The organism is Shewanella sp. SG41-3 (genome assembly GCF_014164545.1).
GTDB lineage: Bacteria > Pseudomonadota > Gammaproteobacteria > Enterobacterales > Shewanellaceae > Shewanella > Shewanella vesiculosa.
Window position 1 is genome coordinate 95,217 of record NZ_JACJFJ010000007.1, and the last position, 20,699, is coordinate 115,915.

18 protein-coding genes are annotated in these 20,699 nt (G+C 37.7%); 5 read left to right on the top strand and 13 right to left on the bottom strand.

Features of this window, described 5'->3' with window-relative positions; genetic code table 11:
* Nucleotides 1-164: 164 nt before the first annotated feature.
* Complete coding sequence (locus H5164_RS14515) at nucleotides 165-2,036, top strand: methyl-accepting chemotaxis protein (RefSeq protein ID WP_182756819.1); 1,872 nt, start codon at nucleotides 165-167, stop codon at nucleotides 2,034-2,036.
* A gap of 529 nt (nucleotides 2,037-2,565) precedes the next feature.
* Here the strand turns inward: H5164_RS14515 and H5164_RS14520 are convergent.
* From H5164_RS14520 to H5164_RS14560, 9 genes are all read right to left on the bottom strand, one after another.
* Nucleotides 2,566-3,363, bottom strand: a complete 798-nt coding sequence (locus tag H5164_RS14520; protein ID WP_182756821.1) for a hypothetical protein — start codon at nucleotides 3,361-3,363, stop codon at nucleotides 2,566-2,568.
* A 14-nt stretch (nucleotides 3,364-3,377) separates the two neighbouring features.
* The gene (locus tag H5164_RS14525; RefSeq protein ID WP_182756823.1) at nucleotides 3,378-4,439 is read right to left on the bottom strand and encodes a hypothetical protein; all 1,062 of its coding nucleotides are present in this window, start codon (nucleotides 4,437-4,439) and stop codon (nucleotides 3,378-3,380) included.
* An 835-nt stretch (nucleotides 4,440-5,274) separates the two neighbouring features.
* Nucleotides 5,275-5,841 (bottom strand): hypothetical protein, encoded by a 567-nt coding sequence (locus tag H5164_RS14530; RefSeq protein ID WP_182756825.1) that lies wholly within the window; start codon nucleotides 5,839-5,841, stop codon nucleotides 5,275-5,277.
* Between the two features lie 83 nt (nucleotides 5,842-5,924).
* On the bottom strand, nucleotides 5,925-6,323 hold the full coding sequence (locus H5164_RS14535) for a hypothetical protein (protein WP_182756827.1): 399 nt from the start codon (nucleotides 6,321-6,323) through the stop codon (nucleotides 5,925-5,927).
* Between the two features lie 3 nt (nucleotides 6,324-6,326).
* Nucleotides 6,327-7,244 (bottom strand): zinc dependent phospholipase C family protein, encoded by a 918-nt coding sequence (locus H5164_RS14540; RefSeq protein ID WP_182756829.1) that lies wholly within the window; start codon nucleotides 7,242-7,244, stop codon nucleotides 6,327-6,329.
* Nucleotides 7,245-7,312: 68 nt separating this feature from the next.
* Nucleotides 7,313-7,684 carry a hypothetical protein gene (locus H5164_RS14545; RefSeq protein ID WP_182756831.1) on the bottom strand — a complete coding sequence of 124 codons (372 nt, stop codon included), beginning with the start codon at nucleotides 7,682-7,684 and terminating at the stop codon, nucleotides 7,313-7,315.
* Between the two features lie 201 nt (nucleotides 7,685-7,885).
* Nucleotides 7,886-8,221, bottom strand: coding sequence for a DUF6527 family protein (locus H5164_RS14550; RefSeq protein ID WP_182756833.1), 336 nt, complete (start codon nucleotides 8,219-8,221; stop codon nucleotides 7,886-7,888).
* The gene (locus H5164_RS14555; protein WP_182756835.1) at nucleotides 8,218-9,624 is read right to left on the bottom strand and encodes a ThiF family adenylyltransferase; all 1,407 of its coding nucleotides are present in this window, start codon (nucleotides 9,622-9,624) and stop codon (nucleotides 8,218-8,220) included. Before H5164_RS14555 ends, H5164_RS14550 begins: the two co-directional genes overlap by 4 nt.
* A gap of 8 nt (nucleotides 9,625-9,632) precedes the next feature.
* Nucleotides 9,633-10,772 (bottom strand): multiubiquitin domain-containing protein, encoded by a 1,140-nt coding sequence (locus tag H5164_RS14560; protein ID WP_182756837.1) that lies wholly within the window; start codon nucleotides 10,770-10,772, stop codon nucleotides 9,633-9,635.
* 361 nt (nucleotides 10,773-11,133) lie between these two features.
* Between H5164_RS14560 and H5164_RS14565 the strand changes: the two genes are divergently transcribed.
* Together H5164_RS14565 and H5164_RS20085 are read left to right on the top strand one after the other, a co-directional pair.
* Nucleotides 11,134-12,045 carry a WYL domain-containing protein gene (locus tag H5164_RS14565; RefSeq protein ID WP_182756839.1) on the top strand — a complete coding sequence of 304 codons (912 nt, stop codon included), beginning with the start codon at nucleotides 11,134-11,136 and terminating at the stop codon, nucleotides 12,043-12,045.
* Between the two features lie 95 nt (nucleotides 12,046-12,140).
* On the top strand, nucleotides 12,141-12,269 hold the full coding sequence (locus H5164_RS20085; RefSeq protein WP_259396818.1) for a hypothetical protein: 129 nt from the start codon (nucleotides 12,141-12,143) through the stop codon (nucleotides 12,267-12,269).
* Nucleotides 12,270-12,612: 343 nt separating this feature from the next.
* Here H5164_RS20085 and cas6f read toward each other — a convergent pair whose 3' ends face one another.
* The 4 genes from cas6f to H5164_RS14585 form a co-directional block, all read right to left on the bottom strand.
* The gene (cas6f, locus tag H5164_RS14570; RefSeq protein ID WP_182756841.1) at nucleotides 12,613-13,224 is read right to left on the bottom strand and encodes a type I-F CRISPR-associated endoribonuclease Cas6/Csy4; all 612 of its coding nucleotides are present in this window, start codon (nucleotides 13,222-13,224) and stop codon (nucleotides 12,613-12,615) included.
* A 13-nt stretch (nucleotides 13,225-13,237) separates the two neighbouring features.
* A complete protein-coding gene (locus H5164_RS14575) occupies nucleotides 13,238-14,260 on the bottom strand; it encodes a type I-F CRISPR-associated protein Cas7f/Csy3 (protein WP_182756996.1) in 1,023 nt (340 codons plus the stop codon).
* Nucleotides 14,261-14,270: 10 nt separating this feature from the next.
* Entirely contained in the window at nucleotides 14,271-16,208 is a 1,938-nt protein-coding gene (locus H5164_RS14580; protein ID WP_310736189.1) for a type I-F CRISPR-associated protein Csy2, read from the bottom strand.
* 158 nt (nucleotides 16,209-16,366) lie between these two features.
* Nucleotides 16,367-17,593 (bottom strand): TniQ family protein, encoded by a 1,227-nt coding sequence (locus H5164_RS14585; RefSeq protein ID WP_182756844.1) that lies wholly within the window; start codon nucleotides 17,591-17,593, stop codon nucleotides 16,367-16,369.
* A 395-nt stretch (nucleotides 17,594-17,988) separates the two neighbouring features.
* Between H5164_RS14585 and H5164_RS14590 the strand changes: the two genes are divergently transcribed.
* Together H5164_RS14590 and H5164_RS14595 are read left to right on the top strand one after the other, a co-directional pair.
* The gene (locus tag H5164_RS14590) at nucleotides 17,989-19,455 is read left to right on the top strand and encodes an N-6 DNA methylase (protein WP_182756847.1); all 1,467 of its coding nucleotides are present in this window, start codon (nucleotides 17,989-17,991) and stop codon (nucleotides 19,453-19,455) included.
* Nucleotides 19,452-20,693, top strand: coding sequence for a restriction endonuclease subunit S (locus tag H5164_RS14595; RefSeq protein ID WP_182756849.1), 1,242 nt, complete (start codon nucleotides 19,452-19,454; stop codon nucleotides 20,691-20,693). The genes H5164_RS14590 and H5164_RS14595 overlap by 4 nt, the downstream gene beginning before the upstream one ends.
* Nucleotides 20,694-20,699: the final 6 nt, after the last annotated feature.

The window sequence follows — 20,699 nt, forward strand, 5'->3', positions numbered from 1 at the left end:
ATTGTTATACATTGATTTTAATTTTGTTGCTTTATTATGTGTGCGAAAATAAAAGCAAGATTGAGATGACTCTCCCTTATCTCAATTCATATTCTAAATTCAGCAACCACAAAGCTGTATTTATTTTCGTATCTCAATTTAAATAAACAGTATTAACATCCCATATGAAGTCATATTCACTAAAGCAAAAGATATTACTATCGGTTGTCCTCGCCCTTGCGGTTGTCATTGGACTATTATCGTGGCACAGCTATTCAACCCAAAAAAGCTCGTTACTGCAAAGTAGTGTTAATCAGGTAAGCGAATCGGGTAAACAACAGGCAAAACTAATTGAAGGATGGTTGTCTGATCGTAAACGGATCATCAGCTCAGTTGCCACTAAGGTCGAAGGTGATACGCTTAATGCTTTGCAACAAGCAAAAATCTCCGGCGATTTTCAGCTAACCTATTTCGGTAACAATAATGGCATAATGATTGATTCAGACCCGAGTATTGATCGTACCGGCTATGATCCTAGATCGCGTCCTTGGTACCATCAATCACAACAAGCACGTAAAACAATTATTACCAAACCTTACGTAGATGTCGCCTTTAATGTATTGGTCGTCACTATCGCTAAACCGACCAGTAATGGCGTAGTTGCTGGCGATGTTTCAATTGCTAGCTTAGTCGATAGCGTCAACAGCATGTCCCTGCCAGCCAACGGTTATGCCATCATGATGCATAAAGACGGCACTGTGATTGCTTATAAAGACGCAAATAAATTGATGGGCAAAATTACGTCTATTGATAATAAGTTAAGCAGTCAATTGATCCAATCAAGTCGTCAAACAGGCAAATTAGTACCTGTCTATTTTGATACTGAAGGCAGAGATAAATTACTCTGGAGCGAGGAGATACCGAATACTGATTGGCAACTGGTTTTTGTACTCGACCAACAAACCCTAGAAGCACCACTTGCCAGTTTAATGTTTACCCAACTAGGATTGGCTGTATTAGTACTGATTATCAGTGTGTTATCAATTTCATGGTTATTAAGCCTGTTACTTGCACCATTAAGCCGTGTATCACAAGCATTATCCCGCATCGCTGACGGCAATGGTGATTTAACCCAACGCATCACTGTCGACAGTCAGGATGAAGTCGGGGTGCTAGCCGATAACTTTAACCGCTTTGTGAGTAGTCAACATCAGCTGATCAGCCATATTCGTCATCTGGCGCACGAACTGCATTTAGATGCAGAGCAGAGTTTACGTACAAATCAAACAAGTGTTGATGAGCTACAACGCCAACAGCAAGAAGTCGCAATGGTTGCGACTGCAGTGACGGAAATGTCATGCGCAACCCATGAAATTGCAGCCAATGCTGAAAGTACTGCTGCGGCGGCGCAACAGTCAACCCAAAGCAGTATTCAAGGTAAAGGTTTAGTTGATAAAACTCGCACGACCATTAATTCGTTGGCATCAGAAATAGATGAAACCACTACCGTCATTGGTAAATTAAGCCTACATGCACAAGCCATCTCTAGCATTTTGACAACAATTCAAGGGATTGCTGAGCAAACTAACTTATTGGCATTAAATGCAGCCATTGAGGCTGCTCGTGCGGGTGAACAAGGTCGTGGTTTTGCCGTAGTGGCTGATGAAGTGCGAGTATTATCTCGTCGGACTCAAGACTCAACGGCAGAGATTTATACCACTATCGAAACCTTACAAAGCACAACCAAACAAGCTGTTTGCTTGATGGACAGTAGTAAAACATTAGCCAATAACAGTGTTGATGATGTTAACGCTGCGGCAAACGCTCTGGAAGAAATCACTGAAGCGGTCAATATGATTTCTGATATGGCGGGTCAAATAGCCATAGCAGCAGAAGAGCAAACACAGGTGACGAACGAAATAACTAAAAATACTGTTGCGATAAAAGATGTCACTGATGAGATCACTTCATCGGCGATGACTCATTTAGACCAAGCGACAATGCTCAAAGACCGTGCGACAGATTTGAGTAACAAAGTCGCCACCTTTATTTTGTAACCATGTTTTATTGGTCTAGTGCAGGCATATTGCTAAGCAAGAATATCCTGCCGAGTTCCAACGACATTTGGATGAGTCTTTTGAGGTAAAAGCCAGTTAGCTTTCCTCAAAGACTCAACAAAATCAAGATTCGTAATCTAAAGCCAATAGTAATAACCTATGTCGCTGAACCTAAACACTGACATAACCGCATATAAAATAACAATCACTTAGCTGAATGATTAACCCATACTTTGACATAAAATAAACCCATAGTCTGACAAATCGAAACAACGCTTAGTGACTATCATTATGAATTGTCATTTTATTACAACTGAAAGTATATCTCTTGCAAACTCATTTTTGGACAGAAACGATTTGCTAAAAGCTGAACGTTAGCAATCAGTGTAAATTACCTTCGGTATGGCAAATTCACTTAACCTAATAACAGTTTTGATGATACAACTCAGGATAGGTATTGCTACAGTGAAGAATTACTGTAATGGGACGTTCAATAGCGGCTATCTTCAGTCGCTATTGAGCGGAAGGTTTATTCTTTCACTAGGAAGACCTGAGATAACATATCTGCAGCATCAGAATAAGTGATTGGTAATTCTTGTTCTCCACGGTTTTTTTCAAGTAAATTTTGCTCATCTGAAGATTTGAACATTTCTACGACAGCCATCAAGTCAACGTAGATACTTCTGACTACTTGTTGTGTACCATCTTCTTCATCGTCATATAGAGCGAGTAGACGACAGATATCGAAAGGGTGTTTATGAACATGACCTTCTTTGATTTTATCTTGAGCAAATAACTCTTTGTTTCCAATCCAAGCTTTCGCTTTTAGTACAATGAGGCACATATGATCGATAGTGTTGACTGTATCGATAGAAATGACAGACGCTCTCAAATAGGAATAGTAGTCATCATCAACCAGAATCGCAGAGAAGTTTGAGATTCCTTCAGCCGTTTCGATTGGCGTGCGATACTCTTTTTCGAACAGATCAACATCATCAGGCTTTCTAGAGAATAGTTCGATTTGTTCAGGATAAGAGTCCTGCGTTTCGGCATCTTTAGGGATTACGAATCGATATACATTTCCAGATGTACTGCTTTGATGGAACTTTTTACCTTGGTATTTACCTGCATCTAAGTAAGCCCATAGATCTTTGGCAAAGTCTTCTGTGAGGTTTTCAATAACAAGAACAATGTCTAGATCCTGTGTTTCACGAAACTCTTGACCTTTGCTTTCAAACACCAGCCTACAGGCGTTACCACCAATAAGAATGTACTTGTCTTGATGTGCAATTAAAGCCTTACTAAAGTGTTCAAGTTTTGCATCCATTGTTTTAAAACTCCTTATTTAAAATCTTGTTGATCTAAACGAACTAACTTATCGAAGATCATGTCGTCTAGCTCTTCAAAGCTGGTTTTAATTCTTGGTTCTTTGTTTTTATAGCCACTTAGAGAAAGCATTAAAGGTGAGATCACTTCACAATTTCGAACCATCATCGTCATTGGCGCGTAAGGGAATACTTGTAGCTCTATTTCTTCCAGCAACTCTTTCCAGCCAGTTCTTCGCTCTTTTATTAAGTACTTGGAAATATTGTTGATTGTGTTTGAAGTTATGGCAAAGTTTTTACGGTCGTCATTATTCATTACAACAGCGTAGCAAGGGATACTCGGAGGACTCAGCAATGTATATCTCGATAAAGCTGACTCCCCAGCGAGTACTGTAGGCACTTCAATGGAGCTTTTTGGCACTTGATATACTTCAGAGGCTAGACTAGCCAAAATATATTCTCTTGCTTCCCAGATTTTTTGCCTGCTGTGTAAAAACTTCATCTGATAAGCGCGACCAATTTTTTTTGCTTCAATGATCCCTACATTTTGTAGTTCCTTGATGCTTCTAGATATAGATGCTTTTGAGACATCAACCTGAATGTCTGAAGTAGTAAATGTTCGCGGTATAGCACCATCAATAAATCGAGCTACTATGTTCGTAGGTAAAATCCCCAACCTCTCAGATGGAAATAGTTTGATGTTCTCTCTTGGTGGTTTGTCTTGGTGAAGCATTAACTCTGGTATGTAAGAGCGTTCAAAAGGAACTATGTGTGCAATTTTTCTTTCAATTAGTTGGAGAATTGTTGAGCGTTTTAATTCATCTATAACAAACAGTATTGGGTATTCGTTAAGTCTGCTTAACAGTTTGTCAAACATATAATGATTGTCTTGAGCAAAGATGATGTTGTCATATGTGTATACGACATAGAAATTTAGCCCTCCCAATTTTCCAAGTATTACTTTTAGCTTGTTTTTAAACTGCATAGGAACTGGTGGAGTCTCTTTAGATAGGTCGAAGAGGCCTACTTGGAAGTATTCTTTTAAGTAGAGGGCACAACTAAATTCTAAATCTTTCATTTCACAACCCTTGGCAGATACAGTTAAAACATAGTAACGCATATGCGTTACTATGTTTTTATTTTTTTGACATCTACACATTTTTAGATAAGAAACAACATATTAAAGGTTGTGCAGTTATAGCTTTACTTGCTTATCTTAGGTTTTATAACTTAGAAAGTTTATTGATGCGTAACTATTTTAATTATTAGTAGGTAACGTATATGCGTTACTTTTAAAAAAAAATACAAACAAAAAACACTAAGGCAATGATTTTTAACAACTTAAAAAATTACGCATGGTAGTGTTTACTATTATTAATGCTACAATTTTTTTATGATAAACACTGCTATGCGTAACAATCTGTGTAAATCTTACTCTTTATCATATCCCTTATTGACGCAATCTGAATAACACTTGTGTGACACGCGAGATAGGCAGCAACTTCAGATAAAGCGTCTGCTGCACCAGTTAGAGAGCACTATCACCATCGTACAGTGTTGCTAAGAGTGTAGTGTAATCGTTCAACTCAACCTATTATTGAAGAGCTGCAATGTTGGGCACTCCGTAAAACAAAACCTACAACACTTTCGAACAAAGATAATTATACCTATACAGCAATACTTTAACAAAATTCCCAACCCATACTTTGACATAAAATATAATCATAGTCTGACAAATCGAAAGCTCTCCGATAAATGTCCACGTAGTATGAGCTTTTATTACAATAACGGTTCTGTTCTTTAGTAGATCACCTTAAAGCAAAAGTGAGTTTAAATTATGGATACAATTAAGTCTCAACCGGTGATAGCAATTAGCCACCACAAGTTTGTTGATTGCATGACTTCCGATATCCCTACTTTATCTTTAATTTTTCATGAAAAGACAAAACATTTTTAGGAATATTGTTGCCACTATAAAGCTCTACCTGCCAGATCCTGTCTTTAACTTCTGGAATACCTAGCCTCTTGAAAAACTTCCTATAATGCGCAATTTTTGAACTGTGGCTTTCATGAAACTCTATAATGACTGCATTTTTAGATTTAAAGAACTCGATGATAGAGTTGAGAAATTTTTCACCGAGTTTATTTTTGGTCAAATCTGCATTTAGAGCAAAATGCCTGATACGCACAGTTCCGCCTGAATGCATTGAAATACCTTCAACATTTCCAATTTTGAGTGAGTATTTATATTCTTTATATTGACATCTTATGTCAGGAAAGCTGCTGTAGCCATGAGTATCAGGAAGGCCTTCTAATGGTGCTATCCCGTACCCAGTTGTCCATTCGAGTTTTGCTCCATAATATCCAAAGAAATATGCTTCAGGTTCTTTTAGCCATTCATTAATGAATAGCTCATCATAATTAGGGCTTTTGCCATACTTTCGATTAAACTTTATCTTTTCAATTAGATTTATAATCATTGAAGTTCTCTAGGATAGATTTAATTACAAGACGGTATCAAGCTCATCTAATGCGATAACCAAATATTTAAGCAACGACAAAATCATTGGCAGAGCAGAGCACTATCAATAGTAAATTCACAACTATCAGCTTTAGCATCTATCCAATGGTTTACGTCCAATTTACCATTGCAACCAGCATCCTCAATAAGGGCGATATTTTCATCACAAAGTAGCAGAATTACATTACCACTTTGTATTTTTGTCATTATCGTAAAATCTTTAAAAGGAGCTATTAAGTGTGGATATCGTTCTGATATTTCAGACAATAACTGAGCACCATCTTCGACTGGCTCACCACTGAACTTAAGGTGCCCATCGACTGCTTGGGATAAATCCTTGAACTTTGATGCTAAATCATACATTGACTCATCATCATATTTATCAGTGCAAGAACAGCTTAAGGATAAAAACATCAATGCAAAAAATACGATAAATTTCATCAGTTAACTCCAAGCGGTAAGGGTTTTATTTTCTGAAAGGCCTGTATCTAAGTTCCAACTTAAAAACATATTATCGTCACCATCTTCAAAAACTGCTTTTGCCAAATAGCACCAATATTTTTGAACATTCTTTATCGCCAAATCAAAGATGTCATCGTAATCCATACTCCCATTTGGAGTCTTCAAGTTTTGAATATAAGACATATCAAGATCATCAATTGATGGATAAAGAATTCCAATTGAAGCCGCTACATGACGAGCAAACGGAAAAAGTCTATGCCCTTCATCAACATTGTCCACAACTAGCTGGAATCCTTTATGCCACGAATGAATGTCTGGAGGAGAAGAACTAAACTTATTTGGATACACTGCTTCTAAAGCCTCATACCATAAACCATGAATGACACCATCCAACTTAGATGAATCATTTAAATCAATACAAGAACCAATATTCAATCTGACACGGTCAGCTAAACCAATGTCACCAAGGTTAAGACGCCCCCAGATATAGGTGTCCTGATTCATCTCACATATCCGATGCTCTTTCTGATTTTGCTCATAAGGCCCAACTCTTAATTGCACCACAGGATGAACTGTTATGTCACAAATAACATGAGCTACGTAACCAGAAAGCCATGCAAATGCCCTTTCCTGTTCCTTATTTGATAACTTCTTCGTTAGGTTAATAAGCTTTTTAATAAATAGATCTACACTTTCATAGTGCATTTTATCAGCCCATTCATTCTGCTCACTGTCGCCGATTTTCAAATAAGGATAATCAGGGCTTACACACCCTAACTCCATAAAACTTTTCTCTCTAGAAAGTATCAATTTTGCCTTTTGTGGCATATCCAATTTAGATAGGTCATTGTTTGATGATGCAAGATTTACTGCCGTAATATGGGCAAATGCTCCAGGCATAAGAACTCCTTTTCAAAATTTATTAAATTTACACAAATCTAAAATAGCTAAGCCACTACAATTTACTATCAATCAACATTACGACCTATTAACTTTGAGATGATAGTTACAATACCTTGCTCTTTTAAACGAGCCTGATGAGATAAAGCATAATTACGGACAGTAAAAAATAAGCCTGCAATAAAGCACGATACACCCACCCAATGGCATACATGAACTAAACGACCAAGTCTAACTTCTGTAATAACATGAAATTTACTACCGGCTTGTGAAGCTATATGGCTTTCAAGGTAACCACCTAACACCATCGCGATAATAAAATATGAAAAAATACCAGTTAACAAGGCTCCCCACCATGGAAGTCGCGATGCAATATGTACAACATCTGCAACGATAGCCACCGGAGTGCTATTATTTTTTCTTCGATATCTTCTACCCATAGTTCTAACGCCTTTTTAGTAACTAAACGCGCCTAAATTAATATATGTCATTAGACTGTTTGGTGTTTATAGACTTGTTATCAATAATAAACTTTCACAAATTAAATACGCTTAACAAGAAATCGAACTATCAGTTTCACTCGTTAAAAGTTGTCACTTTCATGACAACCTTTTTCTTGAGAAATTGACTATGAGTATTTCTTAACCGTTAGCCCAAACAATTTGTCCAGAACGAACAAAAAAGTGGCTTTTACAACCAACTTTTCTCCAAACCGATGGTTTAATGGTTGGTACTCCATCCAGAGACGTAATCGACCATGTAGGCTTATTCCCTGGAAGCAGATTTAAGTGAATTTGGCTTTTGCAGCCACATGGGCACAACATAACAGCAATTGCATAAAAATCTGCTTCACCAATGATGTAGATGATTTTATCATCCACAAAACCAGGTTCTTCATCTACAAACTCAACTTTGTAACCTTTAGCGAATAGCCTTTTGAAATATGCCCTAGCCTTCTTTATAAATGTAAAGATCATGCGACCCTCTCTTCTTCAAAAAATTCAGGCATATCTAATAGCAGAGCTTTATCCCCTCTCCCCAGACACTTATGTATTCCAAAAGGTGCAGTGAAATTGATTTCACTTTTAGTTTCATAGAAATTATTTACAAAGCAAAAAACTTGCTCAGCAAAGCCGCTATTTGGTTCATTTCTGTAATCATGGACTCTCGCTAGAAACTCCATTACAGCTAACGATGAAGCGTAAGTATTAACAGGAATAATTGCAGGGCTATTTTCAATAACCCCCTTAATATAGCCTTCGTTTAACCTGTCTTGATATGTCTTAAGCGAGCTTCTTTTTAGTGCTTCAGCTTCCAGCGTGGAAAGGAGGACTGATCGTCTGGTGATGTGATCAGATTTCCCTGGCTGAAAGTAAGCCACTTTCCCACTGATATTGTTGACCCCACCTTTGCCATCAGCATCTAAAGAGATGCCAATATCAATATAAGGCACCAAATAATAGGTTGAAATCCTATTCAATAGACACCGGGCCTCAGCAGAATCTACACATCCAAATATGAAATCACAAACAGCTATTTCTTTGACTATTTCGGCGTCAAAGATACTTTCAGGAAATGCCGATATTATTGTACTTAACCCTATTTCATCCAAGGTATCCTTTATGGATGAGACTTTGAGCTTCTTAGCGTCAGCATCAGCAATTTTTGTGTTAGTTATCCTGTTCAAATTTTTATGCTCTACAACATCAGGATCGAATAGTTTTAATTCACCGACGCCTAACCGATTTAGCTGTTCAATAACTGGTGCACCTGTGCCTGAGCACCCTATGACAGCAATTTTCATCCGACTTAAAGTGTCACGAGTTTTAGAACCAAACACTTGCAGATTCCTTTCTTCAAACCCTAAAACTTCACGGCATAACGAAAACTCAGCCGGAGTGTGGCGAACTTCATCACCAATAATAGTGACCGAAACTGGCGTAAACATTCCTGACTCAGAAACATGCCTAACTATCAATTCATTATTAGGTAGCAAAATAGCGGACAAACTAGGCAAAGTATTTTTAGACCAACTGTAAATACTTGGGTATAGCTCTTTATCCGATTCATTATCTACACGAGAAAACTGGGAGTATCCTTTAGGATGAGAATGAACTTTAACAACAGCTAAGTTCTCTTTTTCAGCTTGATTAAGGATCGGAACAAGCTCTTGAGTGAGCCACCGCACATAATCATACTTCCGAACCGAACAGGAAGCATAGCTCAGAGGAATTACTTTATGGGCTAACAATATCGTTTCATTGTCATCAATAACGTGACCACAAAGAACAAAAGCTACTGCTTCTTTTCCATCGCCAGGAAATAGGTGATCATTTAGTTCGACCATAGCAGAGTCGGTGATCTTAAATTTTATAGACATAACACCCCCTACTTCAAGAGTTCTTGAGTAAACCAGCTTTGAATGTATGCAACATGAGTCGCAACGTTATCTATACCTGGTTGCCAAGGATTTGAAGCTGTTCTATGCCTAGACCAACGCTGCCAAATTCTTGCATCGAAAGTATCCTCTGATAAAGCACCTATAAGTTTATTATCGGATCTAGATATAGCAGGATAAAAATAGGCCATGTCTATTTGCGCAGTTGGATAGCTATTTGGAATCTGTATGTTGACATCTACACGACTCAAATTGTATCCCTCTGGTAGTGGGAAGCTATGGATAACTACTCTTTTGATACCATTTTCAGCGACACATTCCCAATCAAGGTTGAGTGAATTCAAGAACTCAACATCTTCCTCAGGTAGAGTGAAGTGTTTCCTAGATTGCTGAAGTCCTTCTTGATGTTCACATCTCATAGTATGAAACCGTTCAATTCCAGGCTCAGTGAAATCAACTTTTTCATCAAGTTCAATCTGCCGTCTCTCACCACCAACAAATTTTTGATATAAATATCGTGATTCGTCATAACCAGCTAAGCCAAGAATTTCACGTCCAGTTAGTCTTGGATACTCCACCTTATACTTGGTTTTATCGATTTTAATTTTATACTTTTGGTGCTTATCAGGCTGATTGTGACCACAAGCACAATCTTCTAAGTCAGGAATATCAGCATCAGAATTTGACTGATTAACAAGAAGGAACTTGCTGGGTTTACTGATTATCAAGCGATCATCATCACGGAGTAAGTAATCAGGAACACCTTTAAGCTCCAAATAAATCACTTTATTTGAAATATCATCATGTAAAAGCTGCTTTAACGCAGAACCACAAAGCTTCGAGTTCGAAGTTTCGATGATGTCAGAACCATTAATGTTAATTGAATGACTATTAACTAGGTTAGGGCAATCAGGTATATTTGAGTTGCCTACAGAAAAGACCTCATCACCCTGAATTTCAATCAAGTCACTGTCAAGTACAGGGATATCAACATCTCCCTTCAAGTCTAGATAAAGCCGTTCCTCACCATCTAATGTGGTTAAAGCTATCAAATCAGAACCCTTATATAATCCAGACTTTAATTTGACTAACTCATTATTTATTTTTACTGACACGATAAATTTTGGCATTACTTTTCCCTCCATAGGGAATTGGATTTTGAACTTTGGGTTAAAGCTTGACTTGGAGGGGGTTTCAAAAGATACTGTGGTTCCTACACCGGTTTAGTAAGTTTTTACTGATCCCAAAATTAAGGCAAGCCATATATGGTTTGCTTTTTTTTTATCTATTTTTTCATATTTATTCCTTATAAATGGTTACATCGCAATATACAACTATCTTAACCTAATGAATAGTTCAAGTCAACCCAATGGATCGAATCGATCCATCAAAAAGATCGATTAAATCTTTTCAACAACTTTAATAGGACCGTATCATGGTGAATTATAGTCTTTTATGCTATTTTTATAGAATAGTGAAAAGGAGTTGCACATGAATACAGATAAAAATAGCAACACAATAAACAGCTCGATAAATGAACGGCTTGCTTATGTTGATTTTAAACTAAGATTTACAGGTCACATTAGTCGTCTAGACTTAGGTGAAACTTTCGGGATAGCAGAGGCAGCTGCGTCACGAGTGTTAACTGAATATGGTGTAGCAAAGCCAGAGAACAAAGCTCAAAAAGTTAATACTATAATAAGAGAGAGTTTCTCTCCTTTGATATCCATTGATGGTGAAACCGCGCTGGGAATGCTAGCTAATGGCTTTAATAAGAACAAGCTTACAAACAACACAGTGCTTCCATTCGAAAAAGTTGGCGTAATACCAAACCGACTAAATATATCTGAAGTTGCAATGATAACTCGTGCTATTGCTGGAGAATATGCCATAAGTTGTAACTACTTTTCTGAACATAGCAGCAACCATGAAACAAGAACTTTGATGCCACTTGCTATTTTGTATGATGGCTCACAATGGATGTTTAGAGCATACGACAGAACCGAAACCAAATCGGATAAGTTTAAAAACTTTCATTTCGCTAGATCTATGAATGTAGTAGAAGAGTTTCAAAGTAAAGAAAAGAAAAGGCTAGGCCATGAAGGGTTAGGTCATGATAAATCTTGGAATCTTAGACTGCCCCTAATTCTTAAACTACATGAGTCTTTAAGCGAAGAGAATAAGGCTCAGATCAGAAGAGACTTTGGTATCCCTCAAGAGCAAGACGAGTTATTTACTTCAGAGCGAGAAGCTTTTATATGGATAACGAAAAAGAAATGGTATATCGATGATCGTAATCAAAAACAAATAGAACTCGATAACAAGGAAGGTTTGAAGCGTTTTTATAAATTTAAGCTAACAAATCATGAGATGATTGAGAAGCTAAAAGAATCTCTTTCTTAGGTTAAAATACGAGACGGCCCCTATGCTCGGTAAAGTTTTTGACAATTAATATATTGAATAAATTTTGTACACTAATACATTAAAAGGAATTAATTATGCCAATCAAACCCGGACCTAAAAGAAAAAATGAAGATGGCACATCTGATAAAAGGCAAAGAGTTACAGAAGAAAAAAAGAAAGAACACCCAGATTTAAAACCACACAAACACAGCAAGGGTGACTGAGATACAACTAAATGACTAACTCATAACCGTGCAATGCTATTTTATATGTCTTCCGCTCCATAAATAAAAAAGCCTCCTCTCAGTAACACAAGAGGAGGCTTTGCTGCCTATTCGGCAGATACCGATTTAACTTAAAAATCGAAACGATTGTTTTTATTTTCAGCTGCCTATTCGGCAGGTCACTCAAACACCGACAACCATCTAACACGGAAATAATTTTCAGCTGCCTATTCGGCAGGTCACAATAAACTTACCAAATAAAATGGTATAAGATCAATCACTAAAAAGCCAAATATGATAAATATATAAAAATCATATAGTAACAATAATTTAAAATAAAAGGTTAAACTTTGTTTGTTAAGAATGATAATTCAGGTACGGTCCCACTAAGTAACTTATTAGTGGCAAAACCATAACTATTAAATAATGGCTCATACCGTTTCTCGACCACAACCTTCTGAATATGTAGAATATAATCTTGCTTGGTCCTTTGACTAGTCATTGCAATTCGATGAAAAACATCAAGATCTCTTGGCTCAGTATTTTTACTAGGTTCAAAAATCTCGCCTCTCGCTATTGCCCGTTTTTCCAAACGTTTTAATCGTCGCCTTGCCTCACCAACGAACAACTTAGCGATCGCTTGGTTGCGTTTAAATCTGATTTCACGGCAGTCATTTGGAACTATTTCAACCTGACTAATCTCAAAAAAAATACATTCTTGCATGTCTTGAAAGTAGGACTGTTTTTTCAGCTCATTTAATATTGCTGTATCACTGTGAACAAACGCAACAGCATTTCCAATTGACGTATCAGACCAAGCCGGAAAACTCACGCCTAAACCTGTTATGTCATGCTTACTTACGTAACCGTGTAGAACAGAAATACAACGGCCTGTAAGCAACTCGAGATTGGCCTCTTTAGGTAAAAACCGAATCATAAAATAATAACGTTTCATTGCATCACCGTATCTAGTTAGCTTTTTTCTGAAACATGCCGCCTTTAATCAAAACGGCTATTAAATAATAAACATCAGGATTTACTTCATTATTTTCATTTAACTCAGTTAAATATTTCTCGGCATTAACAATGATGGAATAAAAATTGAGTGTAGAGTCAGGGCCGCGTCGAGCAATATTCAACTCTTTATCTGCACCATACTCATGCACCCTTAAGCGTTTTGAATCATCTCCCCACCAGTCATCGATTAACTGCAATGCAGCACCAATTTTTACCGAATTAAAACTAACTGCCTGTCGACCATCAACGCATTTAACCTTAGAAAACACTTTAGTCACATCGACCTTATTTTCCTTAAGATTAAAAACTTGACTGGGATAAATTTCTTGGCAAAAAGTAGTACTTATTTTTGCCGTTATATCCGCATGCCAATAAACGCTTGGATCAGTTAAGGCTACACACAACTCATCACTTAGTTGATTTAATGTAAGTAAATCTTCTTTTGGCCACTGACTTTCCCAAGCTAAACCTCTTGTATTAGCGATTTCATAAGAGTTACCTAAACTGGTTTTAACCAAAATAGTGGTGTTCCCCGAGTTTTGATTACGCCACAGCCAAGTACCAAGAAGTAAGTTTTTACAGTAACGTATTGCTAGCTCTTTATAGCCTCCCCTACGGTTAAATTGTTCAGTAATCGATGTTAAAAGCGCTATAGCTTCAGGACTATTACATGCAGCGGGGCTTATTGAATTAGCTTGAGCTCTTAGTGAAAATCGACAGTAAAGATGCTCTACATTTGGTGGGACATAACATTCTTCTATCGCTAATGGATTACAATGAGCGAGATCTTGTGGAGCTAAATTTCTGGGTAAAAAATCATTAGTAAAACCTTCAGCAAAGCCTGCTTTTTGGCCTCGAATACGTGTAACTTCAGCCTCTAAAGGTACAAAGTCACACTCTGTTGTTTTGTAATAAAAAACAGCCTTACCTGGATGTAACGAGCGCTCGTATTTAAAAAAATTACTCAACTCCATCAAAGTGTCCTCAGATTCTTTTCATCAACATATAATGATCTTTAACATCAAGCATCCAAAAAGCACGTTTATAAAAATTAAACTTGCCCCGTAGCCTTATATCAATAGCAGAATCACAGGACACAAGTCCAATCGCAGGTTCACTATAACTATGCAAAGAGGCTATTGCACCGGCCTTTTTTTCAGGTGTTTCTAGTAATAAATAACCTGCCATAATCGGACAGAGTGCTGAATTTTCGTTCAACAAAAACATCAATTCATTCACATTCAGTATGGAGTAATGAGTGGGCATAATCCATTTCCCATTAGCAGGTAAACGGCTTAACTGTGAGTAAAGTAAATCATCATTACGATACAATTTGCACCAATCAAGACTAGCCTCTAATGAAGGCCCATGCATTGTCCCTCCAGCAAAGCGAGAAGGAAAACAAGCCTCAAGTGCAGATGAATTCTGCTCTATTTCCTGCAACTCATGCTCAAACCCATCTAAATGAATCACTAAATCAAAAGTTAAATCACCATTGCGACTATCTGTTAGGCCTGGTCGACGAAACTCCTTACCCTTTGCACCTTGCATCGAAAACTCAGGCAATTTAGTCCCTTTTACATAATCAAACTGACGAATGAACCAAGCAAAAGAAGTGAATCGAATATTCGTTCCTAACATTGCATTAAGCTTTCGTTGGTAATTATGCATCATCCCCCAAACAGCGGTTAACGAAGGCACACCAAAGCAGTATGGATTAGATAACAACTGTGCATCAAAAACCGTGATCCCTTTAAGGTACAAATAACGATGAGGTATATCTTCTTCAGTAATAGTTGGTTCTTTCTTTGAACTAGATAGCTGCTTCAAAACCCAAAGTAATTGCGTTTTTAAAGGCTGCATTAAATGAGGGTGATAAGCGTATTGTTTAGTTTTATGGCTGTGGGATAGCGTTATATTTAGATGATTAAACAATGGTACAAGCAACTCAATCCAATCCTCACAAGAGGTATTTAATAGCTGCCATTCAATTTTTTGCCCATTACTGGTGGCATTTTTTATACTAAAACTCCCCTCTTTAATAACTTGCCTGCCTTCAATAATGACAGAAAGCCATAAAGCTAGTGATTTTCTGATTTGCTTCAAACTGGCTAGTTTCAGCAACCGACGCTGCTTCATAGCAAGTTCAAAATTGATATTCAGTAGGCGATCAAGCGCCTTTATAAAATCTGTTTTAATCAGTGAATAACGATCAAATAAACTCTCATCTCGCTCTAATTTTGCAATCATAGATTCATGTAGACTGAATTGATTACTAGAGATATGTGGCGGGTAATTCAACACTCTCACTGTCCCTCCGACACCGGCAACTAATTCGCTAACGGCTGCTGGACGAGTAAGATTTAAATTCATAAATTGCCCATCGCGCCGAGAAGCCGCTTGATGCAGTTCAGCTTGCACAGCATGGCTAGCAACTGGAGTGATTGCGGCATATCCATCACGATAAGGCATCAATACTTGAGTTGAGTGTTTATCAACATAAGAAGGTAGCTCACTCTGCGGTAGTCTTAGTTGAACTTGGGCACTAATCACATTCAGCGACTTAGCTGAGATACCCAATGCTTTAAATGCCAACAACCATTCTTTAGATATCGCATCACAAAAGATATTGGCAAGACAAACTAATCGGCCTTGCCAATAAAAATGACACACTAATAATTTAGCGAAATTTATTTTAGCGCTATTGTTAGCCCAACCTAAGCTAGGGCTACAGTCTGCACTACTTAGCACTTGTCGTTGAGGCGTTATAGGCTTAGCAATTAACCGCTGCTTACTCACACGGATATCAGGATATTTTAAGTTGTGTGTATGAAACCACTCAACCTGCTTAATGCATTCATTGAGGTGGTATTCATCTTTCAGCGTTGCTTTGGCATGCTTTTTATCTAATACGTCTTTCACTGTTTTTTTAGGGAAGGTTAAGTTTACTAGAATGATCAGCGCTTCTTTTTCACATCCTGTCACATCGACACTGTCAGTAAATGAGCTAAAACTACGCCTTATCGCTTCTGTCCGCTCATCAAGCTCTTTAATTTGTAACAGCTCACTTAAATGCTTAATTACCATGCTGATACATACATCCTTTGGTCTGATGAACCAAAGCTATTTTTATATTCAACAACCTGTCTTAAATAAAAAATAACCGCTTGAGGATCAATTCGATACTTCATTTTATGTCTAAACGAGCTGCTTAATACTCCGTCCTGATACAAACGATAAATTTGTTCATGGGTTGTTCCCAAAATCACAGCCGCTTCACTAATACTCACCAGCATATCGGCAACATTAGGCTTTTTCGATTTAGGATGCGCAGCAACTAAACGACTTAAAAATTCCAACACTGTTTGCCGAATAAAGTGAGTTTCTTTTTCATCGCGGTAGATATGCGGCAGGCCCATAATTAACTCACCATAAATAAACCGAAAGGAAGTGCGGTTAAACAAATCAATCAACTTATTATCAGCATTCAAAGTCATAAGATTTAATTCATCGAATACATTTTGAGGCCAAGCTTTAAAGTAGGTTACTGCGGCATTAAACGGGAAATCTTCATTTTTAAGATACCGCCGCTGAAACCAAGCCAAGCTAGCAAAACGTTGAGATATTGATACTGACTTAAATAATGAGTTTTCATCCTCCTTATCGCTCATCAATTTAGTCGCTAATTCTACTTCATCATTACTGGCAGGCTTTACACACCCTTTTGCGAATTCAAAACCACAAACACAGTGGCTAATCGACTTATTTTCTATGTAGTTAATGGGAATTGAGCATTCAGGACACTGATGCAACAGCTGACATTTATGCTTTGCACATGCCTCTATGGGGGTTAAATGCCATATCTGCCGAATATAAGGTTCATCAGATAAGCAATGGGGGCAAACAGGTATCGCATCAGTTCCCATAGTGGAGTGATAACGAATAAAACTCAGTGGAATATCAACGCCATTTTTGTGTACAGCAGATAAGCCAATAACCGTACGGTCTGACTTTAACAAAGCCAATTTCTGAATTTCGAATTGCGGCAAGCCAAGCAAAGACTCAAGCAAACCTAATGCTCGCATTCTAAAATGGCTGTTATGTTTGGCGTGGTAAACATTAAGGCGTTTTAAATCGATAGGAAAAGCACCATGGGCTTCAAAATCAAGCTCATGCAGCTCTTCACGGATAGCTAGGCTGAGTTGCTCATATGAATCAAAAAAGTTCTCTGCCACTACCCGCAGTAAATAACTTTCAAGCGACTCATCAATAAACGCACGAGATTTAGGTGAAAATAGAAAAGCCATACCACACCAAAACTAAGGAAGTCTTAGCTTAACTTATAAGCCTTTATCTAAAATTACAAGAAACAATTATGTTACATCGATAGCATTGGAAGTATAGCAATCATCAAAAATACAATTGGTGTGCAATAAACGATTCAAAACATACTTAAGTACTATGAAATAGTGACAATAAATTATTTGAAAAACTTGACCAAAAACCATCACTTACTGCAAATTAGTTGGTAAGATGAATTCCATTATTGTTATGTGCCTTTTTTAAGCACTAAACACCCTAAATCATCGCTTTATTTACACATTTTAATCTCTTTTATAAAGCGCCAGGGCAAACCATATTTCACTAACATCAAAGTCAAATCTTGCTGCTAGTACCATATTGCAATAGGTATAAATTACATATGTTTGAACAAACATTTAAAAACATCGATGACATTTTTCATAAAGACGCAGGTTGTTCTAGCGAGCTAGATTACACCGAGCAATCATCATGGATGTTGTTTCTTAAATACCTTGATGACTTAGAGTATGCAAAATCACTTGAAGCACAGCTAATGGGTCAGGAGTATCAATACATCATCGATGAAGACCATCGCTGGAGTAAATGGGCTGCGCCAAAAGACGCTGACGGCAACTTTGACCACAACAATACCCTAACCGGTGATGACCTAATGGATTACGTCGACGGTGAGCTATTCCCTTATCTAAAAGGCTTTAAGCAACGTGCAGAAAGCCCTAACACCATTGAATATAAAATTGGTGAAATTTTTGGCGAAATTAAAAATAAAATTCAAAGTGGTTACTCATTACGTGATGCATTAGAAAAAGTCGACCAACTAAGTTTCCGTTCACAAGATGCCACTCATGAGCTGTCACACCTGTACGAAACCAAAATTAAAAATATGGGTAATGCTGGTCGAAATGGCGGCGAATACTACACCCCAAGGCCACTTATTCGCGCCATGATTGACGTTGTAAAGCCACAAATAGGTGAAACCATTTACGATGGTGCTGCGGGTTCGGCAGGCTTTTTATGTGAAGCATTTGATTATTTGCGCCAAGGCGGCCGCGAGAAGAAGCAACTTTCAACCAGTGATTTAAAAATACTGCAAGAAAGCACCTTCTACGCCAAAGAGAAAAAATCCTTGGCCTATGTTATCGCCATCATGAACATGATTTTGCATGGCATTGAAGCACCCAACGTATTGCACACCAATACCTTGGGCGAAAACTTGGCAGACATACAACCAAGCAACCAGCACGATATTATCTTAGCTAATCCACCTTTTGGCGGCAAAGAGCGCCCAGAGGTGCAGCAAAACTTCCCGATTAAAACCGGTGAAACTGCCTTCCTGTTTTTGCAGCACTTTATTAAAACCCTAAAGCCAGGTGGTCGCGCCGCTATTGTTATCAAAAATACCTTTTTAAGTAACACAGACAATGCCGCCATCGCCCTGCGTAAAGAGCTGTTAGAAAACTGCAACTTACATACGGTACTAGACTGCCCAGCTAAAACTTTTTTAGGTGCAGGGGTTAAAACCGTCGTGTTGTTTTTTACCAAAGGCGAGCCGACTCAAAGCACTTGGTTCTACCAACTCGAACCAGGGCGTAGTCTTGGCAAAACTAACCCGCTTAATGACAACGACCTGAAAGAGTTTGTTGAGCTCCAAGCTGCATTTAAAAACTCGGATAAGTCTTGGTCATTGGATGTATCCAAGCTCGATCCAACAGCCTGGGATCTGTCAGTTAAAAACCCAAATGTCGAAGAAGAAGTCACACTGCGCTCACCCCAAGCGATTATTGAAGAAATCATTGCACTGGATAAAGAAAGCGTAGCTATTCTGGCTAATATTCGGGAGTTATTATGAGTTGGTCAATTCAAAAACTCGAATCTTTATGTGAAGTTTTTACTGATGGAAATTGGATTGAAAGCAAAGATCAATCGTCACAAGGTGTACGTTTAATTCAAACAGGTAACATTGGTGTAGGGAAATTTAAAAATAGACGTGATAATGCACGATTTATTTCAGAAAATAAATTTGTAGAACTGAAATGTTTTGAAATTTTCGAAGGCGACTGTTTAATTTCTCGCCTACCAGACCCTGTAGGACGTTCATGTATTGTCCCTAAGACTAGCGAAAGGATGATCACTGCAGTTGATTGTTCAATTGTAAGATTTAATAAGAAATACATGCTTCCAGAATTTTTTAACTATTTTTCCCAGTCAAGCTACTACCTGGGTATGGTTGAATCACTAACTTCTGGTGCTACAAGAAAACGTATAAGCCGAAAAAATCTTGGCTTAATTGAAGTTCCAACACCTTTAATTCCTGAACAAAAGCGCATCGTCACCATTCTCGACCAAGCCTTTGCTGATATTGAACAAGCTCGTGCTAAGACAGAACAAAACCTTAAAAATGCCCGAGAACTATTTGAAAGCTATTTACAGCAGATATTTAGTCAGCGTGGAGATGGATGGATAGAATACCCACTTGGAAGTATCTGTAATTTTAAACATGGCTTTGCTTTTAAAAGTGAATATTTCACCGAGAACTCAGACTTGGTGCTACTGACACCTGGTAATTTTTTTGAAGAGGGGGGGTATAAAGATCGTGGTAATAAACAAAAATATTACGATGGTCCATTCCCGAAAGATTTTTTGCTAACTAAAAACTCGCTTTTAGTTGCAATGACCGAACAAGCAGTTGGTTTACTCGGATCTCCAGCCTTGGTACCTGATGATGATATTTTCTTACACAATCAACGTTTAGGGCTTGTTGAGCTAACATCAGAGTTTGAAGGTAAAGTTAGTATGGAGTTCTTATTTCACCTTTTTAATACCAAGCACTTTAGATCTAAAGTACAAGAAACGGCTAGTGGAGCCAAAGTTAGACATACTTCACCCAAAAAAATGCAGGTGATAACAGTCTCGTTACCAAACGATATAAACGAGCAAAGAATTATTGCACAGAAATTATTTTGCCTTAAAGAAAAGTCGCTGGAGTTAGAAGGTTTCTATAGTCAAAAATTGCTCTATCTAGATGAACTAAAAAAATCAATTCTGCAAAAAGCCTTTGCTGGCGAATTAAGTAAGAGTATTGCTTAACTAGTA